Annotated in this window: 22 protein-coding genes and 1 tRNA gene; 12 read left to right on the top strand and 11 right to left on the bottom strand. The window is 71.5% G+C overall.

The features are described from left to right. Positions 1–37: 37 nt before the first annotated feature. The 8 genes from CCN33_RS10525 to CCN33_RS10490 all read left to right on the top strand — a co-directional run bounded on the left by CCN33_RS10525 (position 38) and on the right by CCN33_RS10490 (position 5,801). Positions 38–472, top strand: coding sequence for a roadblock/LC7 domain-containing protein (locus CCN33_RS10525; RefSeq protein ID WP_086693389.1), 435 nt, complete (start codon positions 38–40; stop codon positions 470–472). 2 nt (positions 473–474) lie between these two features. Beyond that, positions 475–846 carry a DUF742 domain-containing protein gene (locus CCN33_RS10520; protein ID WP_086693388.1) on the top strand — a complete coding sequence of 124 codons (372 nt, stop codon included), beginning with the start codon at positions 475–477 and terminating at the stop codon, positions 844–846. Then, entirely contained in the window at positions 824–1,453 is a 630-nt protein-coding gene (locus CCN33_RS10515; protein ID WP_086693387.1) for a GTP-binding protein, read from the top strand. The genes CCN33_RS10520 and CCN33_RS10515 overlap by 23 nt, the downstream gene beginning before the upstream one ends. After that, a complete protein-coding gene (locus CCN33_RS10510) occupies positions 1,450–2,013 on the top strand; it encodes a GAF domain-containing protein (RefSeq protein WP_086693386.1) in 564 nt (187 codons plus the stop codon). The genes CCN33_RS10515 and CCN33_RS10510 overlap by 4 nt, the downstream gene beginning before the upstream one ends. A gap of 193 nt (positions 2,014–2,206) precedes the next feature. Beyond that, positions 2,207–3,235 (top strand): L-threonine 3-dehydrogenase, encoded by a 1,029-nt coding sequence (gene tdh / locus CCN33_RS10505; RefSeq protein ID WP_086693385.1) that lies wholly within the window; start codon positions 2,207–2,209, stop codon positions 3,233–3,235. A 30-nt stretch (positions 3,236–3,265) separates the two neighbouring features. Further along, a complete protein-coding gene (locus tag CCN33_RS10500; RefSeq protein WP_086693384.1) occupies positions 3,266–4,465 on the top strand; it encodes a glycine C-acetyltransferase in 1,200 nt (399 codons plus the stop codon). A 30-nt stretch (positions 4,466–4,495) separates the two neighbouring features. Beyond that, positions 4,496–5,401 carry a LysR family transcriptional regulator gene (locus CCN33_RS10495; protein WP_086693383.1) on the top strand — a complete coding sequence of 302 codons (906 nt, stop codon included), beginning with the start codon at positions 4,496–4,498 and terminating at the stop codon, positions 5,399–5,401. A 40-nt stretch (positions 5,402–5,441) separates the two neighbouring features. Further along, positions 5,442–5,801: an MmcQ/YjbR family DNA-binding protein gene (locus tag CCN33_RS10490; protein WP_086693382.1), complete on the top strand. Its 360-nt coding sequence runs from the start codon at positions 5,442–5,444 to the stop codon at positions 5,799–5,801. Here CCN33_RS10490 and CCN33_RS10485 read toward each other — a convergent pair. Continuing rightward, a complete protein-coding gene (locus tag CCN33_RS10485) occupies positions 5,798–6,712 on the bottom strand; it encodes a transketolase family protein (RefSeq protein WP_086693381.1) in 915 nt (304 codons plus the stop codon). The genes CCN33_RS10490 and CCN33_RS10485 overlap by 4 nt on opposite strands. A gap of 31 nt (positions 6,713–6,743) precedes the next feature. Further along, complete coding sequence (locus CCN33_RS10480; RefSeq protein ID WP_086693380.1) at positions 6,744–7,442, bottom strand: thiamine pyrophosphate-dependent enzyme; 699 nt, start codon at positions 7,440–7,442, stop codon at positions 6,744–6,746. 124 nt (positions 7,443–7,566) lie between these two features. Here CCN33_RS10480 and CCN33_RS10475 point away from each other — a divergent pair. Further along, positions 7,567–7,640, top strand: a tRNA-Pro gene (locus tag CCN33_RS10475). 368 nt (positions 7,641–8,008) lie between these two features. Continuing rightward, on the top strand, positions 8,009–8,284 hold the full coding sequence (locus CCN33_RS10470; protein WP_086693379.1) for a hypothetical protein: 276 nt from the start codon (positions 8,009–8,011) through the stop codon (positions 8,282–8,284). Between the two features lie 172 nt (positions 8,285–8,456). Here the strand turns inward: CCN33_RS10470 and CCN33_RS10465 are convergent, their stop codons facing one another. After that, positions 8,457–8,657 (bottom strand): hypothetical protein, encoded by a 201-nt coding sequence (locus tag CCN33_RS10465; protein WP_086693378.1) that lies wholly within the window; start codon positions 8,655–8,657, stop codon positions 8,457–8,459. Between the two features lie 267 nt (positions 8,658–8,924). Here CCN33_RS10465 and CCN33_RS10460 point away from each other — a divergent pair, with 267 nt between their 5' ends. Next, on the top strand, positions 8,925–9,401 hold the full coding sequence (locus tag CCN33_RS10460; protein WP_140394504.1) for a hypothetical protein: 477 nt from the start codon (positions 8,925–8,927) through the stop codon (positions 9,399–9,401). A 135-nt stretch (positions 9,402–9,536) separates the two neighbouring features. Here CCN33_RS10460 and CCN33_RS10455 read toward each other — a convergent pair whose 3' ends face one another. The 3 genes from CCN33_RS10455 to ctaD form a co-directional block, all read right to left on the bottom strand. Next, a complete protein-coding gene (locus CCN33_RS10455; protein ID WP_086693376.1) occupies positions 9,537–10,283 on the bottom strand; it encodes an SDR family oxidoreductase in 747 nt (248 codons plus the stop codon). Positions 10,284–10,354: 71 nt separating this feature from the next. Next, on the bottom strand, positions 10,355–10,708 hold the full coding sequence (locus CCN33_RS10450) for a cytochrome C oxidase subunit I (protein WP_086693375.1): 354 nt from the start codon (positions 10,706–10,708) through the stop codon (positions 10,355–10,357). A gap of 14 nt (positions 10,709–10,722) precedes the next feature. Further along, entirely contained in the window at positions 10,723–12,417 is a 1,695-nt protein-coding gene (gene ctaD, locus CCN33_RS10445; RefSeq protein ID WP_086693374.1) for an aa3-type cytochrome oxidase subunit I, read from the bottom strand. Between the two features lie 288 nt (positions 12,418–12,705). Between ctaD and CCN33_RS10440 the strand changes: the two genes are divergently transcribed. Then, positions 12,706–14,337: an alkaline phosphatase D family protein gene (locus CCN33_RS10440; RefSeq protein WP_086693390.1), complete on the top strand. Its 1,632-nt coding sequence runs from the start codon at positions 12,706–12,708 to the stop codon at positions 14,335–14,337. On the opposite strand, the gene CCN33_RS10435 is transcribed toward CCN33_RS10440, so the two are convergent. The 5 genes from CCN33_RS10435 to CCN33_RS10415 all read right to left on the bottom strand — a co-directional run. Further along, on the bottom strand, positions 14,332–14,655 hold the full coding sequence (locus CCN33_RS10435; RefSeq protein WP_086693373.1) for a CU044_2847 family protein: 324 nt from the start codon (positions 14,653–14,655) through the stop codon (positions 14,332–14,334). The genes CCN33_RS10440 and CCN33_RS10435 overlap by 6 nt on opposite strands. 15 nt (positions 14,656–14,670) lie before the next feature. Beyond that, positions 14,671–15,885: an ABC transporter substrate-binding protein gene (locus CCN33_RS10430; RefSeq protein ID WP_086693372.1), complete on the bottom strand. Its 1,215-nt coding sequence runs from the start codon at positions 15,883–15,885 to the stop codon at positions 14,671–14,673. Further along, entirely contained in the window at positions 15,882–16,691 is an 810-nt protein-coding gene (locus CCN33_RS10425; protein WP_140394503.1) for a hypothetical protein, read from the bottom strand. Before CCN33_RS10425 ends, CCN33_RS10430 begins: the two co-directional genes overlap by 4 nt. Before the next feature lie 35 nt (positions 16,692–16,726). Further along, positions 16,727–18,127, bottom strand: coding sequence for a VWA domain-containing protein (locus CCN33_RS10420; RefSeq protein ID WP_086693370.1), 1,401 nt, complete (start codon positions 18,125–18,127; stop codon positions 16,727–16,729). A gap of 121 nt (positions 18,128–18,248) precedes the next feature. Beyond that, positions 18,249–19,135: tetratricopeptide repeat protein (locus CCN33_RS10415; RefSeq protein ID WP_279628158.1), on the bottom strand; the 887-nt coding region annotated here is incomplete at its 5' end.

Below are 19,135 nucleotides of genomic sequence, written 5' to 3'. Positions count from 1 at the left end.
CCCGCAGCCCCCCCGTACCCCAAGGAGTCGATCCACCATGGCGAGCGATGCGCCGACCGCCCACGCATCCGACCTCGACTGGCTGCTGAGCGGCCTCGTGCAGCGTGTGCCGCACACCAGCAGCGCGGTGCTGCTGTCCTGTGACGGCCTGGTGAAGTCCGTGCACGGGCTGGACCCGGACAGCGCCGACCACATGGCCGCGCTCGCCTCCGGCCTGTACTCGCTGGGCCGCAGCGCGGGTGTCCGGTTCGGGGACGGCGGGGAGGTGCGGCAGGTCGTGGTCGAGCTGGACTCCACCCTGCTGTTCGTCACCACCGCGGGCTCCGGCACCTGTCTGGCCGTGCTCGCCGGGCGCGAGGCCGACGCCGCCGTGCTCGGCTACGAGATGGCGATGCTGGTCAAGAGCGTCCGTCCGTACCTCGTCACCGCGCCCCGTCAGCCCGCCGCCGACCCGACGGCGATGAGGCCGTGAGCGTGGCCGCCGTGGGCGAGGGGCCCTGGCTCGACGACGCGGCCGGGCGGCTGGTACGGCCGTTCACCGTCAGCAACGGCCGTACCGAACCCAGCGTCGCGCTGGACCTGATCTCCCAGGTGATGGCCACCGGAGTCTCCCCGCTCGGCTATCTCGGCCCCGAGCACGCGCAGGCGCTCGACGTGTCCCGCGCGCCCGTCTCGGTCGCCGAGGTCGCCGCGCACCTGAGGCTGCCGGCCGTGGTCACCAAAGTGCTGCTCTCGGACCTCGTCGACTGCGGGGCGCTGACCACCAAGCCCCCCGCCTTCCACCACAACCCCACTGACCGGTCTCTGCTGGAGGCAGTGCTCGATGGACTACGACGACAGCTCTGACCCGTACAGCCCCGATCCGTTCCCCACCGCGCTCAAAATCCTGGTGGCGGGCGGATTCGGGGTGGGCAAGACGACCTTCGTGGGCGCGGTCAGCGAGATCGCGCCGCTCAGCACGGAGGAACTGCTCACCACGGTCGGCGCGGCCACCGACAACCTGGACGGCATCGAGAACAAGGTCGAGACGACCGTCGCCATGGACTTCGGCCGGATCACCCTCGACCCCCGGCACGTCCTGTACCTGTTCGGCACGCCCGGCCAGGAACGGTTCTGGTTCATGTGGGACGAGCTGTCCGAGGGCGCCCTCGGCGCGGTCATCCTGGCCGACACCCGCCGCCTGGAGGAGTGCTTCGCCGCCGTCGACTTCTTCGAGGAACGCGGCGTCGCCTTCATCGTGGCCGTCAACGAGTTCGACGGCGCCTTCCGCTACGACCCCGACGAGGTACGCGCCGCACTCGACCTGAGCCCCGCCGTCCCGGTCGTCCCCTGCGACGCCCGCATCTCCAGCTCCGGCGTGCAGACCCTGCTCACCCTCGTGCGCCACCTCCTGGCCCACGTCCCGGCACCCGTGCCCGCGCAGGGAGCCCCCGCCCAGGGAGCGCGGTCATGATGTACGAACCGGTCCGCCGGGTCCGGGGTCTGCTGCTCACGCCGGAGGACAAGGAGGCTCCGGCCCGCACCTCCCGGCTGCGCCGCCTCGGCCTCGGGGAGCGCGCCGAACCGGCGCTCGACGCCTTCGCCGACCACCTCGCCCAGGTCACCGGCGCGCCGTACGCCATGGTCAACTTCATCGGCGAGCAGCAACAGTTCTTCGCCGGCCTCAGTGCCCCGCCCACCGGCCCCCTCACCCGTGAGGACGGCACCGGCCGGGTGCTGCCCCGCGAACACGGGTTCTGCCCCCATGTGGTCGTCCGCCACAAGGCCCTGGTGCTGGAGGACGTCCGTGACTACCCCCGCTTCGCCGGCAACCCGATCGTCGACGACCTCGGCATCCGCTCCTATATGGGCGCCCCACTCATCGACAGCTCCGGCATGGTGCTCGGCACCGTGTGCGCCGCCGACACCGAGCCGCGCACCTGGGGCAGGTCCGGGCTTGAGGCCATCAAGGGGATGGCCGCCGAACTCGCCGTACGCATCGAACGGGCCGCCGACGACGGTCTGCCCATCTGAACGAACGTAAATAGGACTGGAGTTGAGCCGAAGCCCCCGACGCGTGAAGGAAACCTGTGGCGCCGGTTAAGAAAAGCTCGATGGATTCCGGTCGGCGCATACGGCAGATTGCGGGGTGATTCCACCCCTCGGACCCGGTGCGGACGCCTCGGCGAGCCCGTACGGCCGGGCCTCACCCACAGGAGCCGTAGCGTTGAAGGCGCTGGTCAAGGAGAAGGCGGAGCCCGGTCTCCGGCTCATGGACGTGCCCGAGCCCGAAATGGGTCCCGGTGACGTGCTCATCAAGGTCATGCGGACCGGCATCTGCGGCACCGACCTCCACATCCGGGCCTGGGACGGCTGGGCGCAGCAGGCCATCCGCACCCCGCTGATCGTGGGCCACGAGTTCGTCGGGCAGGTCGTGTCCACCGGCCGCGACGTCACCGACATCCGGGTGGGCGACCGGGTCAGCGGCGAGGGCCACCTGGTGTGCGGCAAGTGCCGCAACTGCCTCGCCGGCCGCCGCCACCTGTGCCGCTCCACCATCGGCCTGGGCGTGGGCCGCGACGGCGCCTTCGCGGAGTACGTGGCGCTGCCCGCGTCCAACGTGTGGGTGCACCGGGTCCCCGTGGACCTGGACATCGCCGCCGTGTTCGACCCGTTCGGCAACGCCGTGCACACCGCGCTGTCCTTCCCGCTGGTCGGTGAGGACGTGCTGATCACCGGCGCGGGCCCGATCGGTCTGATGGCCGCGGCCGTCGCCCGGCACGCGGGCGCCCGCAACGTCGTCGTCACCGACGTCAGCGAGGAGCGCCTCGAACTGGCCCGCAAGATAGGAGTGAGCCTGGCACTGAACGTCTCGCGCTCCACCATCGCGGACGGTCAGCGGGAGCTGGGCCTGCGTGAGGGCTTCGACATCGGCCTGGAGATGTCCGGCCGCCCCGAGGCCATGCGCGACATGATCGCCAACATGACGCACGGCGGCCGCATCGCCATGCTGGGCCTGCCGTCGCAGGAGTTCCCGGTGGACTGGTCCCGGATCGTCACCTCGATGATCACCATCAAGGGCATCTACGGCCGGGAGATGTTCGAGACCTGGTACGCCATGTCGGTCCTCCTGGAGGGCGGCCTCGACCTCGCCCCCGTGATCACCGGCCGGTACGACTACCGCGACTACGAGGCGGCATTCGAGGACGCGGCCAGCGGCAAGGGCGGCAAAGTGATCCTGGACTGGACCGCGTAACCCCCGTCAGCACCTTCGAAGGAGCCCCCCATGTTCGACACCGTCCGCGACGACCTCCGCGCCACCCTCGACGAGATCCGCGCCGCCGGACTGCACAAGCCCGAGCGCGTCATCGGCACCCCGCAGTCCGCGACCGTCGAGGTCACCCGGGGCGGCCGCCCCGGTGAGGTCCTCAACTTCTGCGCCAACAACTACCTGGGCCTGGCCGATCACCCCGAGGTGATCGCCGCCGCCCACGAGGCGCTCGACCGCTGGGGCTACGGCATGGCCTCCGTGCGCTTCATCTGCGGCACCCAGGAGGTCCACAAGGAGCTGGAGGCCCGCCTCTCGGCGTTCCTCGGCCAGGAGGACACGATCCTCTACTCCTCCTGCTTCGACGCCAACGGCGGTGTCTTCGAGACCCTGCTCGGCGCGGAGGACGCGGTGATCTCCGACGCCCTCAACCACGCCTCGATCATCGACGGCATCCGCCTGTCCAAGGCCCGCCGCTTCCGCTACGCCAACCGCGACCTCGCCGACCTGGAGACCCAGCTGAAGGAGGCGACCGCGGGCGGCGCCCGGCGGAAGCTGATCGTCACCGACGGCGTCTTCTCGATGGACGGCTACGTCGCCCCGCTCGCCGAGATCTGCGACCTGGCCGACCGCTACGACGCGATGGTCATGGTCGACGACTCGCACGCCGTCGGCTTCGTCGGCCCCGGCGGTCGCGGCACGCCCGAGCTGCACGGGGTCATGGACCGCGTGGACATCATCACCGGCACCCTCGGCAAGGCCCTCGGCGGCGCCTCCGGCGGCTATGTCGCGGCCCGCGCCGAGATCGTCGCCCTGCTGCGCCAGCGCTCGCGCCCGTACCTGTTCTCCAACACCCTCGCCCCGGTGATCGCCGCCGCCTCCCTGAAGGTCATCGACCTGCTGGAGTCCGCCGACGACCTGCGGGTGCGGCTCGCCGAGAACACCGCGCTGTTCCGCTCCCGCATGACCGAGGCCGGCTTCGACATCCTCCCCGGCGACCACGCCATCGCCCCGGTGATGATCGGCGACGCCTCCGAGGCGGGCCGGATGGCCGAACTGCTGCTGGAGCGCGGCGTGTACGTGATCGGCTTCTCGTACCCGGTGGTTCCGCAGGGCAAGGCGCGCATCCGCGTCCAGCTCTCCGCCGCGCACTCCACCGAGGACGTCGACCGTGCCGTGGACGCCTTCATCGCGGCCCGCGCCGAGCTGGCGGGCTGACCCGCACGGCCGCCTTGCGATAATGGCGGCATGATCGAGGCGCGGCGGCTCCACATCCTCCGTGCGGTGGCCGACCACCGCACGGTCACGGCGGCGGCCGCCGCGCTCTATCTGACCCCTTCCGCCGTGTCCCAGCAGCTCACGGCGCTGGAGCAGGAGACCGGCCACCGCCTGGTGGAGCGCGGCGCGAAGGGCGTACGGCTCACCCCGGCCGGCGAGATCCTGCTCAGTCACACCAACGCCGTCCTCGCCCAGCTGGAGCGGGCCGAGGCGGAGCTGGCGGCGTACGGCAAGGGCGAGGCCGGGACCGTCACCGTCGCCGCCTTCGCCACCGGGATCGCCCAGGTCGTGGCGCCCGCCCTGGCCCGGCTCGGCCGGTCGGCGCCCGGCATAGGAATCCGGGTGCAGGACGCGGAGGGCGACGCGAGCCTCAGGATGCTGCTGGACCGGCAGGTCGACGTGGCGGTGGCCGTCGAGTACCGGGGAGCGCCGCCCGCCGACGACCCCCGGCTGACCCATCTCCCGCTGTACGCCGAGCCGTTCGACGCCGTCGTCCCGCTCGGGCACCGGCTCTCCGACGACGCCGAGGTCCCGCTCGCGGAGCTGTCCAAGGACCCGTGGATCGGGCCGTATCCAGGCAACCCCTGTCACGACGTGGTGGTACTGGCCTGCGAGAGCGCCGGCTTCCAGCCGCGTCTGGAGCACTCCTCGGACGACTTCCGCGCGGTGGTCGCGCTGGCCTCGGCCGACGCGGGCGTGGCCCTCGTACCCCGTTCCGCACTGCGCGGCATGGACCTGACGGGCGTGGTCGTACGGCCGGTGGACGGGGTGGCCCCCACCCGGCGGGTGTTCGCGGCCGTGCGCCGGGGCGCGGAGGGGCATCCGCTGATCCGGCCGGTGCTGGAGGCGCTGGGGCAGGCCGCGGCCGAGGGCTGAGCCGGGGCCGTTGTCAGTGCCGGGGGTTACGGTGCGTCGCATGCCGGACGCAGAAGACGTACGCCGTATCGCCCTGTCCCTGCCGGACACGACCGAGAAGACGGCCTGGAGCATGCCCACCTTCCGGGTGGCCGGGAAGATGTTCGCCACGCTCCCGGAGGAGGAGACCTCCCTCGCGGTGCGCTGCCCGAAGGAGGAGCGGGACGAACTGGTGCTGGCCGAGCCGGAGAAGTTCTGGATCGCGGACCACGAGGCGGGCTTCGCCTGGGTGCGGGCGAGACTCGCGGCGCTGGACGGCGAGGACGAACTGAGGGACATCCTCGCCGACTCCTGGCGCCAGGCGGCCCCCGTACGGCTGCTGGAGGAGCATCCGGGGCTGGGGGTGCCGCAGGAGCGCTAGGCGCTGACCGCGCCCGCCCCGACGAACGCGCCGATCCGTTCCCGCAAGGCCCGGGCGTCCAGGCCGTGGGCGGCGAGGTGCTCGTCCAGGGTGCCGTACCGGCGCAGCTCGCGGCGGCCGACGCCGAGGCCGAGCACGCGGTGCGGCGCGTCGGCGAGGGCCTCCGTGGCGGCGCGGGTCGAGGTGCCGGCGAGGTAGGGCTCGACCAGGACCACGTCGGTGCCGGCCGCCTCGGTGGCCCGGCGCAGGGCGGCCGTGTCGAAGGGGCGGACGGTCGTCGCGTAGAGCACCGTCACGTCCAGGCCCTCGGTCGCGGCGAGGACGGCGTCCAGCATCGGGCCGACCGCGACGACGACCCCGGTGCGGCCCTCGCGCACGGTGTGGAAGCGGGCGCCGTCGACCGGGAGGGGGAGCCGGTTGCGCTGGAGGGAGAGACGTACGTACACCTTGTCGTCGCCCGCCGCGACGGCGTGCCGGAGCAGGGTCTCGGCCTCGTCGGGGTGGCCGGGGACGTGCACGGTCCAGCCGTCCAGGGTGTCCAGGAGGGCGACGTCACCGGGTGACATGTGGGTCTGGCCGCCGGCCGGCCAGTCGAAGGAGGCGCCCGCGCTGACCAGCACCGCGCCGGTGTCCTGGTGGCCGAGGTCCAGCTTGACCTGCTCGAAGGGGCGCTCCACGAGGAACGCGGCGAAGGTGTGCACGATGGGTCGCATCCCGGTGAGCGACAGCCCGGCGGCGGCGCCGACGAGGAGCTGCTCGCGGATGCCGACGTTGATCAGCCGGTCGGGGTGGCGGCGGGCGGCGTCCGTGAACGCGTCCCGGCCGATCTCGGCGAGGACGACCGCGACCCGTGGGTCCTCGTCCAGCAGCCGGGAGGCGACGGTGCCGAACCGGTCACGCATGGTTTCCATGATTTCCACGAGGGGGGCCTTTCTGATCCGGTCAGCGGGCGTTCTTCGGTTCCACACGGGCGACGACCGCGTGCGGGCGGCCGGGGTGCGGGGCGGTGAAGGCTTCGTACAGCGCGGCGTGGTCGCGTCCGTCGACGGTGGCGGTGGACCAGTTCGCGGCCTCGAACCGGGCGGCGATGCCGCCGGACAGGGCGTGGCTGGCGGAGGCGTTGTCCACGACCACGGTGTGCAGGCGGTCCAGGCCGGCCGCCCCGGCGTAGGCGATGGCCTCGTGGTTGCTGCCCTCGTCCAGCTCGGCGTCCCCGATCAGCACCCACACGGCCGGATCGGTGAGCCCCTGCGCCCGCAGCCCGAGCGCGCTGCCGACGGCGAGCGGGAGCCCGTGCCCGAGCGACCCGCTGCCGATCTCCGCCCCCGGCACGAGCACCCGGTCCGGGTGATGCCCGAGCGGGGAGTCGTACGACCCGAAGCCGGGCAGCCACTCCTCGGGCACGAACCCCTTCGCCGCGAGCACGGCGTAGTACGCCATCGGCCCGTGCCCCTTGCTCAGCAGGAACCGGTCCCGGTCCGTCGCCCCCGCCCGCTCGGGGGTGACGTCGAGCACCCGGTCGTAGAGCACCCACAGCACGTCGAGGGTGGAGGTCGCGGCGAAGCCGTGCTTCTCGTCGCCGGTCATCAGGCTCATGAGGCGGGGCAGATCGTCGTAGCCGTGGTCCGCTGTGATCGTCATGCCGACGATCCTGCAACCTCAAGCCCAGTTGAGGTCAACAACCGGGCGGTGCGCGAGCACCGACCGGAGTGCGGTAGAGTTTCCCTGCGCGTTTCGACCAGGGAAACCCCAGGTCAAACGGCATCGGGACGTGGCGCAGCTTGGTAGCGCACTTGACTGGGGGTCAAGGGGTCGCAGGTTCAAATCCTGTCGTCCCGACTTTACGAAGTCGCTGGTGAGGGCCGGTTACGGAGAAATCCGCAACCGGCCCTCGGCCGTTCTCCGGGGCCAGTCGGGGACCGCCCGCCTTCCGGATGCCCAGGACGGGCGGGGAAGAGGATGCGACGCTGGAGTGAGGGGCCCGCTCGTGGAGGTCCGAGTGCGTCTCATCGGTCCGGGGCCCTCTCCACACGCCTGGCGACCACGTCCCGGCGCGGCTCAAGGGATGCGACGCAGAACGGCGCGGTCACTCCGTGAGCCCGCCGGCCGGGGCATCACTCACCGAACGCCGCCGGGCCGCCTCACCGCGTGGATCCGGCCCGCCGGGACCATGGCCGCGCGACTACCCCCGAAGGCAGGTGTGTCCCATGCGCACGTCGACCCGTATCGCCGGTGCCCTCACCGGCTTGACCCTCACCCTCGGTGGTGCGGTCCTCGCCGCTCCCGCGGCCCGGGCGGACATCCCCGCCTGTGCACGGATGGCCGAACTGGCCGGGGCCACCGCTTCCGACTCCGTCACAGCCGCCTGCGGCCGTGGCGTGGTCGGAGACCTGCAGAGCTGTGTGACCGGGCTGACGGGGGCCGGAGTGGCGGGCGGCGCCGCGACCGGTGCCTGCCGGGCGGCGGCCCACGAACCGCGTTAGCGGACCGCGCGAGGCAGCCGCCCGCGGGCACCGGGCCGAGACAGGTGCAACCCGTCCTCTCCTCGACGCCCTTTGCAGCGCTGGCCGGTCGGCTTGGTTTATGCGACTTTCCGGGCCACACTCGCGCGGGAGCGCCCCGAGGCGCGGGACCGCGGGGCGCTCCTGGTGCGGGTTAGTCGATCTTCTCCCCGTTGTGCGAACCGCCCTTGCAGAGGTTGTCCGTCAGATCCGGCGTTCCGCCGCCCTGCTTGCACTCGGAAGGGGTGACGTTGGACGCGGCCCCCTGCGCGGTGGCGGTGGCGGCCCCTGCGAGACCGAGTCCGGCGAGGGCTGTCGTGGCGATGACGGCGGCGAGGAGTCGTCGAATGCGCATGTGTTTTCCCTTTCACGGATTGCCTCGGGTGGGGCACTTTTCAGGCTGATCTACCTCCATGTGGGTGACACGTCATGTTGCGCCATTCGGGTGACAGGGCTGTCGGCTGCGGGGCCGGTACGCGACCGTCGGCCGGGCCCGCAGAATTCGAACGACTCGCCGCTGCATAGGTTTTCGGAAAGCCTCTAAGGATCCCCGTCAATTGGATTCTTAAGCGGAATTTTCGGTTGGTTCCACGGAAAGTGCCCTTATTTTCATCATTCGGGCGTGTCGGTCATGTCTGACGCCAGCATGGTGATCGAGCGGAGGGGGTTTCCCCTCTCGCCGCAGAAAGGTAAGGAGACCTCAGTGGTCAAGCGCGCGGTGAAGTTCGGTCTCGTGGCAGCGGCGGCTGCGGCGATGCTGGTCGGACCGACCGGCTTCGCGACAGCTGCCGGTACGGGAACGATGCACATCGTCGAGGGCAAGACGGTCACGCTGCCCGTATCGCCCGGCAACGGATATGCCGGTGACGCGGCGGCCTCGGCCACGTGTCCGGCGGGGGAGGTCCTCACAGGCGGCGGCGCCGAGGTGAAGGCCGGAAACTCGTACGTCCAGCGCTACAACCTCGCGGCCAGCAGGCCGATCGGCAACGAGACGTGGTGGGCCTACGCCACGAACAGTGACCCCAACAACCCGGGCACGCTCCAGGCATTCGCGATCTGCGCGAAGGTGACCAACGTGGATGTGATCCACACTCCCTGAGTGCTCCTGAGCCGGTCAGGGCACGGTGCCATCCGCGGGGCACCGGTGTCCGCCCAGTTCAGACCGGAGACAGTCGCAGATCAGGGCCGGTTTCGGAGTCATCCGAGACCGGCCCTGGGTCGTTCCTCCGTGGGCTCAGGCGTCGTGCTGATGCTGGAGCCACTGCTCGTAGGACGTGCTGCCCACGCGGGCGTCCGGGGGCGCGACGATGGCGTCCCGGGGGACCCGGCCGAAGAGGCCGGCCTCCTCGTCGACCGTCACGTGCCGGCCGTCCGGGTGGGCGCGGAGGGTGAGGCGGGCCAGTTCGTCCAAGGGGAAGACGTCCGGGCCCCCGATGTTGATGATGCCGTTGCGGGGAGGGGCGGTGGCGGCCTCGGCGAGGGTGTCGACCAGGTCTTCGACGGCGACCGGCTGGAGGCGCGTGGTGGGCAGTCGCACGGTGTCGCCCGATGTCGTCCAGGACATGATCGGCTCGATGAAGTCCATGAACTGGGTGGCGCGCACGATCGTGTACGGGACGGGGCCCGCCTCCAGGAGGCGTTCCTGCTCCAGCTTCGCCCGGTAGTACGCCACGTCCGGCACCTGGTCGATGCCGACGATCGACAGGAGGACCACGTTCCCCACCCCGGCCTGGTCGGCCGCGTTCAGCAGCGTCTCCGTCGTGGTGCGGAAGAACGGGACGGCGGTCTCGTCGAAGCCGGGGGCGTTGATCGTGTTGACGACGGTGTCGGCCCCCGCCAGCGCCTCCGGTACGCCCTCGCCCGTCAGCAGGTCGACCCCGGTGGAACGGTCGTGCGCGGTGACCTCGTGGCCCTCCGACCGCAGTTTCCTCACCAGGCGTGATCCGATGAATCCGCTCGCTCCGACGACGGCGATCTTCATACGAGGGGGTCCCTTCCGGTCGGCGGCAACGACTCGGCGGCAAGCGACTCGGCGTCAAGCCACTCAGCCACTCAGCGGCTCAGCGTCAGCGCGGCGGCCGCCGCAGAGGTGAGACCGGCCGCCGCGCCCAGCGTGTATCCGACACAGCGCAGCCGCAACACGCGATAGCGCTCCTCGTACTCGCTCCGCAGCGACCGGCAGCGGGCCGCGATGCGCTCCAGGTCCTGCTTGGCACGGCACAGGCTGTCGGAGACGTAGAGCTGCTCGATCTCCTCGCGCTGCGCCGTGGTCAGCCAGTCCATGCGCTCGACGAACTCCCGTGCCCGCTGCTCGGCCACCGCGATGGTGGCCTGCCACAGCAGATATCCCTCGACCTCGTTGCCGAGGCCGGTGCCTTCGGCTTCCTGCCCCGGCAGTCTGGTCATGGTGGTCTCCGGACTCAGTGCCCGATGGCGTACGCCTCGCGCTCCGCCCGCGCGATGTCCGGGTGGTGCAGGTCGAACGCCGGGGATTCGCTGCGGATGCGGGGGAGGGTGACGAAGTTGTGGCGCGGCGGCGGGCAGGAGGTCGCCCACTCCAGCGAACGGCCGTAGCCCCACGGGTCGTCCACCTCGACCGGCTTGCCGTACTTCGCCGTCTTCCAGACGTTGTAGAAGAACGGAAGCATGGACAGGCCGAGCAGGAACGAGGAGATCGAGGAGACCGTGTTCAGGGCCGTGAAACCGTCGGCGGCCAGGTAGTCGACGTACCGGCGGGGCATGCCCTCGGCGCCCAGCCAGTGCTGGACCAGGAAGGTGCCGTGGAAGCCGATGAACAGCGTCCAGAAGGTGATCTTGCCGAGCCGCTCGTCCAGCATCTTGCCGGTGAACTTGGGCCACCAGAAGTGGAAGCCGGCGAACATCGCGAAGACGACCGTACCGAAGACCACGTAGTGGAAGTGCGCCACCACGAAGTACGAGTCCGAGACGTGGAAGTCCATCGGCGGCGAGGCCAGGATGACGCCGGTCAGACCGCCGAAGAGGAACGTCACGAGGAAGCCGGTCGTCCAGAGCATCGGTGTCTCGAAGGAGACCGAGCCCTGCCACATGGTGCCGATCCAGTTGAAGAATTTGACGCCTGTGGGGACCGCGATGAGGAACGTCATGAAGGAGAAGAACGGCAGCAGCACACCGCCGGTGACGTACATGTGGTGCGCCCACACCGTCACCGAGAGACCGGCGATCGCGATCGTGGCCGCGACCAGGCCCATGTAGCCGAAGATCGGCTTACGGGAGAACACCGGGATGATCTCGGTGACGATGCCGAAGAACGGCAGCGCGATGATGTACACCTCTGGATGGCCGAAGAACCAGAAGAGGTGCTGCCACAGCAGGGGCCCGCCGTTGGCCGCTTCGAAGATGTGGGCGCCGAACTTGCGGTCCGCCTCCAGTGCCAGCAGCGCCGCCGCCAGCACGGGGAAGGCGAAGAGGACCAGCACGCTGGTCAGCAGCACGTTCCAGACGAAGATCGGCATGCGGAACATCGTCATGCCCGGAGCACGCATGCAGATGATCGTGGTGATGAAGTTGACCGAGCCGAGGATCGTGCCGAAGCCGGAGAAGGCCAGACCCATGATCCACAGGTCAGCGCCGACACCGGGGGTGCGGATCGCGTCATTCAGCGGTGCGTAGGCGAACCAGCCGAAGTCGGCCGCGCCCTGCGGAGTGATGAAGCCGCTGACCGCGATGAGCGAGCCGAACAGGTACAGCCAGTAGGCCAGCATGTTCAGCCGGGGGAACGCCACGTCGGGCGCGCCGATCTGGAGCGGCATGATCCAGTTCGTGAACCCCGCGAACAGCGGGGTGGCGAACATCAGCAGCATCACGGTGCCGTGCATCGTGAACGCCTGGTTGTACTGCTCGTTGGAGATGATCTGGATTCCGGGGCGCGCCAGCTCCGCCCGAATGAGCAGCGCCATCACGCCGCCGATCAGGAAGAACGCGAAGGACGTCGACAGGTACAGCGTGCCGATCGTCTTGTGGTCGGTGGTCGTCAGCCACTTGACGACGACACTGCCGGGCTGCCTCCGGTGGATGAGAAGCTCGTTCTCGCTCGAGTCCTCAGCCGCCGGCTCGGGCTGATTGATGATTGTCACAGGTCCCGCTTCTCCTGGTGCTCGAGTTCCACCCGCGCCGTGGCGTCAGTGACGGCCATCCTTGCGGTTCGGGCCGGACCCCGGCTTGCTGAGCGGCCGACACGCCGCCGATCGGGGGGTTTTGACACCCGCACGGAGTAGTGGGCCCGCGCGATGCTGCCGACCTGGCGGACACCGCCGCGGGCGATCCCGGCCGGGCGGTGAGGGGGGGACTGTCGGCCCCCGTTGTTCGTTGACTACCGTACGGTCCGCCCCGCCCGCACCGGCCGGGGCGGGACGGAGGACATCTTGCCGAGCCTGACCCTGGGCCCCCTGCTGCGCTACGTCGACGGCGCGTCCGCGACCGTCTGGGTCGAGACGAGCGGCCCCTGCACCGCGGAGGTGCGCTGCTCCGACGGCGCCAAGGGCACCGCGCACACCTTCCACATAGCGGGCCACCACTACGCCCTGATACCGGTGACCGGTCTCACCCCCGGCACCGAGGCGGAGTACGAGGTGCTGCTGGAGAGCGAGTCCGTGTGGCCGCCGGCCGACTCGCCCTTCCCGCCGTCCCGCATTCGCGTCCCCGGCCCCGACGACGGCCTGAAGGTAGCCTTCGGCTCCTGCCGCTGGGCCGCGCCGCCCGCCGACGGCGGCCACGACCCGGCCGGTCCGGACGCCCTCGACACCCTCGCCACCCGGCTCGTCGCGGGCGGCGAGCGCCCCGACGTCCTGCTGCTGCTCGGCGACCAGGTCTACGCCGACGAGACCTCGGAGGAGACCCAGAAGCGGATCGCCGCCCGCCGCGACCTGGAGGAACCGCCCGGCTCCCAGGTGGCGGACTACGAGGAGTACACCGGGCTGTACCGCGAGTCCTGGCTCGACCCGGAGGTGCGCTGGCTGCTGTCCACCGTGCCGAGCTGCATGATCTTCGACGACCACGACGTCATCGACGACTGGAACACCTCCGCCTCCTGGCTGGCCGACATGCGGGCCACGCCCTGGTGGCGCGAGCGGCTGCTGAGCGGCCTGATGTCCTACTGGGTCTACCAGCACATCGGCAACCTCGCCCCGGCCGACCTGGCCGCCGACCCGCTGTACACCGCCGTCACCTCGGCCGCCGACGGCACCGACGCGCTGCGCGCCTTCGCCGCCGAGGCCGACGCCGACCCCGCCTCGACCCGCTGGAGCTACCGCCGCGACTTCGGCCGGGTACGCGTGCTGATCGTGGACTCGCGGGCGGCGCGGGTGCTGGCCGAGGACGAGCGGGCGATGCTCGACCCGGCCGAGGAGCGCTGGCTGCGCGAGCAGGCGCTCGCCGACCGCGAGAACGTCGACCACCTGCTGATCGGGACCTCGCTGCCCTGGCTGATGCCCCACCTCGTGCACGACGCCGAGGCGTGGGACGCGGCGCTGTGCCGGGGCGAACGCGGCCCGCGCTGGGCCCGGTTCGGGGAGTGGCTGCGCCGGGCGGCCGACCTGGAGCACTGGGCGGCGTTCCCGGCGTCGTTCACCATGCTCGCGGACCTGATCGCCGAGGCCGGCTCGGGCCCGGAGGCACCGGCCACGATCAGCGTCCTCTCCGGCGACGTCCATCACGCCTATGTCGCCGAGCCGGCCTGGAGGTCCACGGAGGTCGACTCCCGCGTCACTCAGCTCACCTGCTCGCCCGTGCACAACTCGGTACCCCGGTCGATGCGGTTCGGCTTCCGCTTCGGCTGGAGCCGGACGGCACGCGCGCTGGGACGCCTGCTCGCCCGGCACGGACGCTGCGCTCGACTCCCCGTCGTCTGGCGGCACACGGGCGGCCCCTGGTTCGGCAACCAGCTCATGACCCTGCACCTGCAAGGCCGTTCGGCCCGGCTGCTGCTGGAGCAGGCACGGTCGGCCAAGGGTGAGCGGGCCCGTCTGGAGAAGGTGACGGAGCGTCAGCTGTCATAGTGCGGGCTCGGAGCCGCTCCAGCGGAGCGTGACGTCCAGGTGGGCGCTGGTGCCCGCGCTCGTCAGGACGGCGCCGAGCTTGGCGTCCAGGGTGACACCGAAGGTGACCTCCACCTCGTCGGGCCGCTGGGCGACCTCACGGAACTGGCCGATCACCTCGGAGGCGGCGGCGGTGACCGGCCGCAGGGCCTCCCGCAGGCTCTCTGCCGCGCTCTCCAGCCGGGTGCCCAGGCCCACGGCCCCCGTTCCGGTGCGGGTGGGCGGGGCGACGAGAACGCGGGTTCCGTCGTCGAGGGTGAACTGGATGGCGTCCGCCATGGGGTCTCCTGGAGGTCAGCGGGGTTTCGGCGTGCTGCACAGCGGGGTGGGCGCGGACTTGGGCGAGCGATAACCGAGTTGCTGCTGGACCTTGTCGAGTGCGGTCAGCAGTGGCCCCGGCTCCTTGCCGTTCGCGTAGTCCAGCACCGCCCGGTAGAACGCGGCGGACACATCGGGGTCCATCGCGTCGGCGGCGCTGAAGCAGAGCGTGAAGTCGGGGGAGCGGAGTATCCCGGCGATCCGGCCCTGGATCGCGTTGTCGTACTCCGTCACCTTCCGGTTGGCGGAGACCGCGAAGCCGGGTTCGTTCACCCAGGTCCGCTGGGCCTCGGTGCTCGCCAGGTAGGTGATGAAGGCGTCGGCGCCCTCGTTCCCGGTGAACTTGCCGACGAAGTCCGCCGAGACCTCCAGGGCGTCGCGCGAGGACGGGACGTAGGTGTACTGGTCGTCGCGCACCCGGGCGGAGCTGAACGGCATCGCCGAGAGGGAGCCGTGGCTCAGTGCACACCCTCGCGCGTCCTTGCTGCCCGCGGCCTGGCGGAAGTTCCGCGCGGTCGCGCCCTTCAGGCCGGCGCCCACCGTCTTCCCCCACGCGGTCCACGCGTCCCTGACGGGCCCCTCGGCCCACTCCGCGGTGCCTGAGGCCCAGTCGGTGTACGCGTCGACGCCCGCCCCGGAGAGCACCAGGTCCGCGATCCAGTCGGCCCCCGGCCAGCCGGAGGTCGGCCCGGACTCCAGCCCGAGGCACCAGCGGTACCGGCCGGGCCGGCCCGGTGAAGGCGGCTCGGTGGACCGGGCGTCGTACCAGATCAGGCTCTTGAGGTCGGCCTTCACGGGGACCGCGTACACATCCCGGCGGTACGTGCCGAGGGCGCGGAAGGGCTCGACGTACGCGCTCGTGTCGACGTCGAGTTTCCGGAGCGCGTCCTCCGCCCGGTACTTGGTGATCGCGCCCACGCTGGGCAGTACGGCCAGGTCGGGCTTGGCGTCGGCGCCCACCGCCGCGTCGAGCTGCTGGGTGAGGGCGCGGGTGACCTGGGGTTCCACGTCGATGCCGGGGTGGCCGCGCTCGAAGTCCTTGACGACCGCGTAGAACGCCTGGAACTCGGTGCCGGACCAGGGGACCATGATCGTCACCTTGCTCCGCTCCGGTCCGCCGCACGAGACGGACGCCAGGAGCAGCCCGAGGATCAGGGCGCAGCGCAGGAGGGGTGCCGTGGGCCGTCTCATGGGCGAGGGAACCTGTACTCGGCGAGCCGGGGACGGTACGCCAGGTACCCGAGCGCACCGGCGGCGGCGAGCACGGGCAGTGCGATCGCCACGCTCGGCGGGTTCATCGTGCACATGGGGACGCTGATCGACGCGGTGGCCAGCGGGGCCAGGACGAGGGCCGGGCCGGGGTAGCGCCGGAAGCGGTGGACGACGAGACGGCCGGTGACGCCGGCCAGCAGCATCACGACCGCCAGCGGGCCGAGGAACAGGGTCCGCAGGAGGGCGGGGTCCCGCCAGCCCGAGCTGCGCTGGCGGTCGCGGGCGTCGGCCTCCAGAGCCTTGAGGTCCATGAGTGACTGCTTGAGGCCGCCCGTGAAGGGGACCGGGTCCCCGCCGTCGTACTCGGGCTCGTCGTCCAGCGCGTCGCGGGCGCGGTCCAGGCCCGGTCTGCCGTCCAGGACCGCCGTGTTGGCCGACTGCACGCAGGTGGTCAACTGGCCCTGAACGAACTGGATGTGGCTGAGCCCCTGTTCCCCGGCCGCGTTGCCCTCGGTGGCCGAGGTGAGGTGGGAACTGACGCGGGCGGTGGCGTTGGCGAAGTCGCCGCTGGTGCCGATCAGGTCGATCGCGCCGGTCCGGGAGACGGCCTTCAGCGCGGTGTCGGCCGCCCCGGCCTGGTCGTAGGCCGCGCCGATGTGCCGGATGGCCGTCGTCGTACGGTCGGCGGCGGTGATCTGCTCCTCGGCCCTGTTCGCCACCACCAGGTACAGCAGCGCCGTCACCGCCACCATCGTCAGCACGCCCGCCCGCAGCCACCGCAGCATCACGACCGTGTGGGGCGCGCGCGGCCACCCCCCGGTCACCACGCGTCCACCGGGCCTCCGGCCCCGAACGGGTGGCCGCACTCCTCGCAGAACTTGGCGGCGGGGGAGGTCGCCGTCGTGTCGCACCTGGGGCACACCCGGGGCAGACCGGTGTCCCGCACGGAGAGTTCACGCGACTCGGCCGGGCGGCTCACGGTCTTGGTGGAGTCGACACCGATGCGGAGCATCTGTCCACGGGAGGCGTCCCGCCTGAGCCGCGGCCGGCCGTCCGGGCCGGTGGTCGCCACCGCGCGCAGCAGCCGCAGGCGTGCCGTGTCCCCGAGGGACTCCGCGAGGCCGGTCGCCAGGCGCAGTTCGTGATCCGCGCGGTCGAGGTCGCCGCGCAGCTGGGCGTCCGCGCAGGCGCGCATGGCCATACCGAGTTCGCGCTCGTTCTCGACGCGGGTCAGGTCGGGGGAGCGGACCATGCCGAAGCCGGGGGTCGCTCGGCGGCGTACGGCCATGGCCGCGCTCTCGGAGCAGGGGCGGCGGGTGCCGTCGGGGAACTCGGCGTGCAGGGTGACACGGGCGGCGCGCATCAGCTCGTCGACGGCCAGAGTGTCGGGGTCGAAGCGGAGGGACACCTGGTACTGGCGGGATTCGGCGGGCCAGGAGCCCAGGGGGACATGGGTTTCGCCGTCTCGTGACTGACGACTCGTCAAGTCCGCCTCGATGGGGCGTGTCTGCCGTACGAACGCGAGCCGGAAGCGGCTGTTGAGGCGCAGGCCCAGGTACAGCCGGGGGACCACGATGCGTTGCGCCTCCCGCATGAGGCGGGTGAAGTCCTCGGTGAGGTCCGCGATGGTGACGACCGCCTCGGCGGTGCCGTGCAACGCCTGGGTGATGCGCAGGAGTTCGTCGTGATGCCAGTCCTCGCCCAGGCCCCGTGCGTGGCAGATGAACCGGTCGGCGCACGAGGCGAGGATCTCCGCGAGCTGTTCGGGGGTCTCGTGCTCGTCCTTGCCGTCCGTGTAGAGCACCGCGTGGCGCACCGTGCCGGGGGACTCCACCGAGGCGAAGAGATCACGCGCACGGTCGAGCCACTGGCCGATCGCCGTTCCGCCCTCGGCGAGCTGCCCGGCGACCCGGAGCTTGGCGTCCTCGCGGGACCGGGCGTCCACGACGGCCATACCGCCCGTCGGCGGGAAGATCACCTCGGCCTGATGGTTGCCGGCGACGATGGCCAGCAGGGTGCCGTCGCGCAGGGTGTCGATGGCCGCGCGCATCGCGCGCTTCGCCTCGTCCAGTTTGTGCCGGGACATCGACAACGACCGGTCCATGATGAGGACCTGGGCGCTCCGGACCCGCGGTGACGGGCCGGCGGCGGAGTGTGCGGTGACGGTGATCAGGGCGTCCGCGCGCCGCTCGTCGAAGGGCAGGTCCGCGGGCGAGTCCACTTCCAGGGCAAAGCTGAGCCCCAAGGGTGTCCTGTCCCCCACCGGCACCACCCGATCTGTCGCTGCGCTTCGTTGCGGAGCGTGCTCCCGTCATCGACGGAACGTCTTACAAGCTTAGCGGTCAGGGTGCGGCTCCGGAACGGGTGTGACCCGATCTGTCGCGCTTTCCCCACCATCCCCAACGCAAGGCCGGACGCAGCTTGTTCGCCAGATCCACCAGGGCGACGTACTCACGCTCGGTGGACGCGTGCGGGCCGAGGGCGCGGACGGCGTCGGACAGTTTCAGCCGGTCGCGGGTGCGCAGGAACTCCGCGTACTGGATCTCGGCGCGGAGCGCGGCGGCCACCGCGTCGGTCACGTCGAGGCCGGGCAGGGCCGCCCTGGCCCGGTCCACGTCGTCCTCGGTGGGAGGCGCGAGGTCCGGGCGGACCATGACGCGCAGCCGCACCGCCGCCACGCCCGCCTCGCGTTCGTAGCGGAACTCCTTGGCCAGCTTCTCGGCGACCTCGACCGCCTTGGCGCGCTCCCCGGCCCGCAGCAGTACGCGGGCCAGCCCGAAACCGGCCGCGCCGAGGGCGGGGGAGGTGTCGAAGACGGTGCCGTAGTGCGACCGGGCCGCCGTGCGGTCGCCGCGCAGTTCGGCGCACAGGCCGAGGGCGAGGCCCGGTATCAGCTCACCCGGCAGCGCCCTGCGTACCTCGGTGAACGCGACGGCGGCCCGCTGCGGGTGCCCGTCGGCCAGGGCGATCAGGCCGCAGTACCAGCCGGTGAGCCAGTGCCAGTCGGGCAGGCCCGCCGCAGCGAGCCGCTCGGCCGCCCCCTCGGCGTCCCTGCGGCGCAGGGCCAGGCGGCTCTCGGTGAGCACACCTCCGGCGCCCGGATCGTCGGGGTCGGACAGGGGGGCCGGAAGGGTGGCCGCCACGTCGCCGGGGTCCGGGGTGCGGAACGGTGGGGCCATCTCCAGCAGCGCGTCCCGGTCCGGCCGCGCCTCGGCCCAGTGGGTGAGGG

It is taken from the genome of Streptomyces recifensis, assembly GCF_002154615.1.
Lineage (GTDB): Bacteria > Actinomycetota > Actinomycetes > Streptomycetales > Streptomycetaceae > Streptomyces > Streptomyces griseoluteus.
Note: the sequence above shows the minus strand (reverse complement) of the source record. Positions and strands in the feature narration are given on the sequence as shown.

Coding starts and splice junctions, on each gene's coding strand:
- CCN33_RS10515 (WP_086693387.1), top strand. CDS start 824: ATGGACTACGACGACAGCTCTGACCCGTACAGCCCCGATCCGTTCCCC.
- CCN33_RS10480 (WP_086693380.1), bottom strand. CDS start 7,442: ATGACGATCACAGCGGACCACGGCTACGACGATCTGCCCCGCCTCATG.
- CCN33_RS10490 (WP_086693382.1), top strand. CDS start 5,442: ATGCCGGACGCAGAAGACGTACGCCGTATCGCCCTGTCCCTGCCGGAC.
- CCN33_RS10430 (WP_086693372.1), bottom strand. CDS start 15,885: ATGAGACGGCCCACGGCACCCCTCCTGCGCTGCGCCCTGATCCTCGGG.
- CCN33_RS10455 (WP_086693376.1), bottom strand. CDS start 10,283: ATGAAGATCGCCGTCGTCGGAGCGAGCGGATTCATCGGATCACGCCTG.
- CCN33_RS10435 (WP_086693373.1), bottom strand. CDS start 14,655: ATGGCGGACGCCATCCAGTTCACCCTCGACGACGGAACCCGCGTTCTC.
- CCN33_RS10450 (WP_086693375.1), bottom strand. CDS start 10,708: ATGACCAGACTGCCGGGGCAGGAAGCCGAAGGCACCGGCCTCGGCAAC.
- CCN33_RS10425 (WP_140394503.1), bottom strand. CDS start 16,691: ATGCTGCGGTGGCTGCGGGCGGGCGTGCTGACGATGGTGGCGGTGACG.
- CCN33_RS10500 (WP_086693384.1), top strand. CDS start 3,266: ATGTTCGACACCGTCCGCGACGACCTCCGCGCCACCCTCGACGAGATC.
- CCN33_RS10470 (WP_086693379.1), top strand. CDS start 8,009: ATGCGCACGTCGACCCGTATCGCCGGTGCCCTCACCGGCTTGACCCTC.
- CCN33_RS10510 (WP_086693386.1), top strand. CDS start 1,450: ATGATGTACGAACCGGTCCGCCGGGTCCGGGGTCTGCTGCTCACGCCG.
- CCN33_RS10525 (WP_086693389.1), top strand. CDS start 38: ATGGCGAGCGATGCGCCGACCGCCCACGCATCCGACCTCGACTGGCTG.
- CCN33_RS10485 (WP_086693381.1), bottom strand. CDS start 6,712: ATGGAAACCATGCGTGACCGGTTCGGCACCGTCGCCTCCCGGCTGCTG.
- CCN33_RS10465 (WP_086693378.1), bottom strand. CDS start 8,657: ATGCGCATTCGACGACTCCTCGCCGCCGTCATCGCCACGACAGCCCTC.
- CCN33_RS10495 (WP_086693383.1), top strand. CDS start 4,496: ATGATCGAGGCGCGGCGGCTCCACATCCTCCGTGCGGTGGCCGACCAC.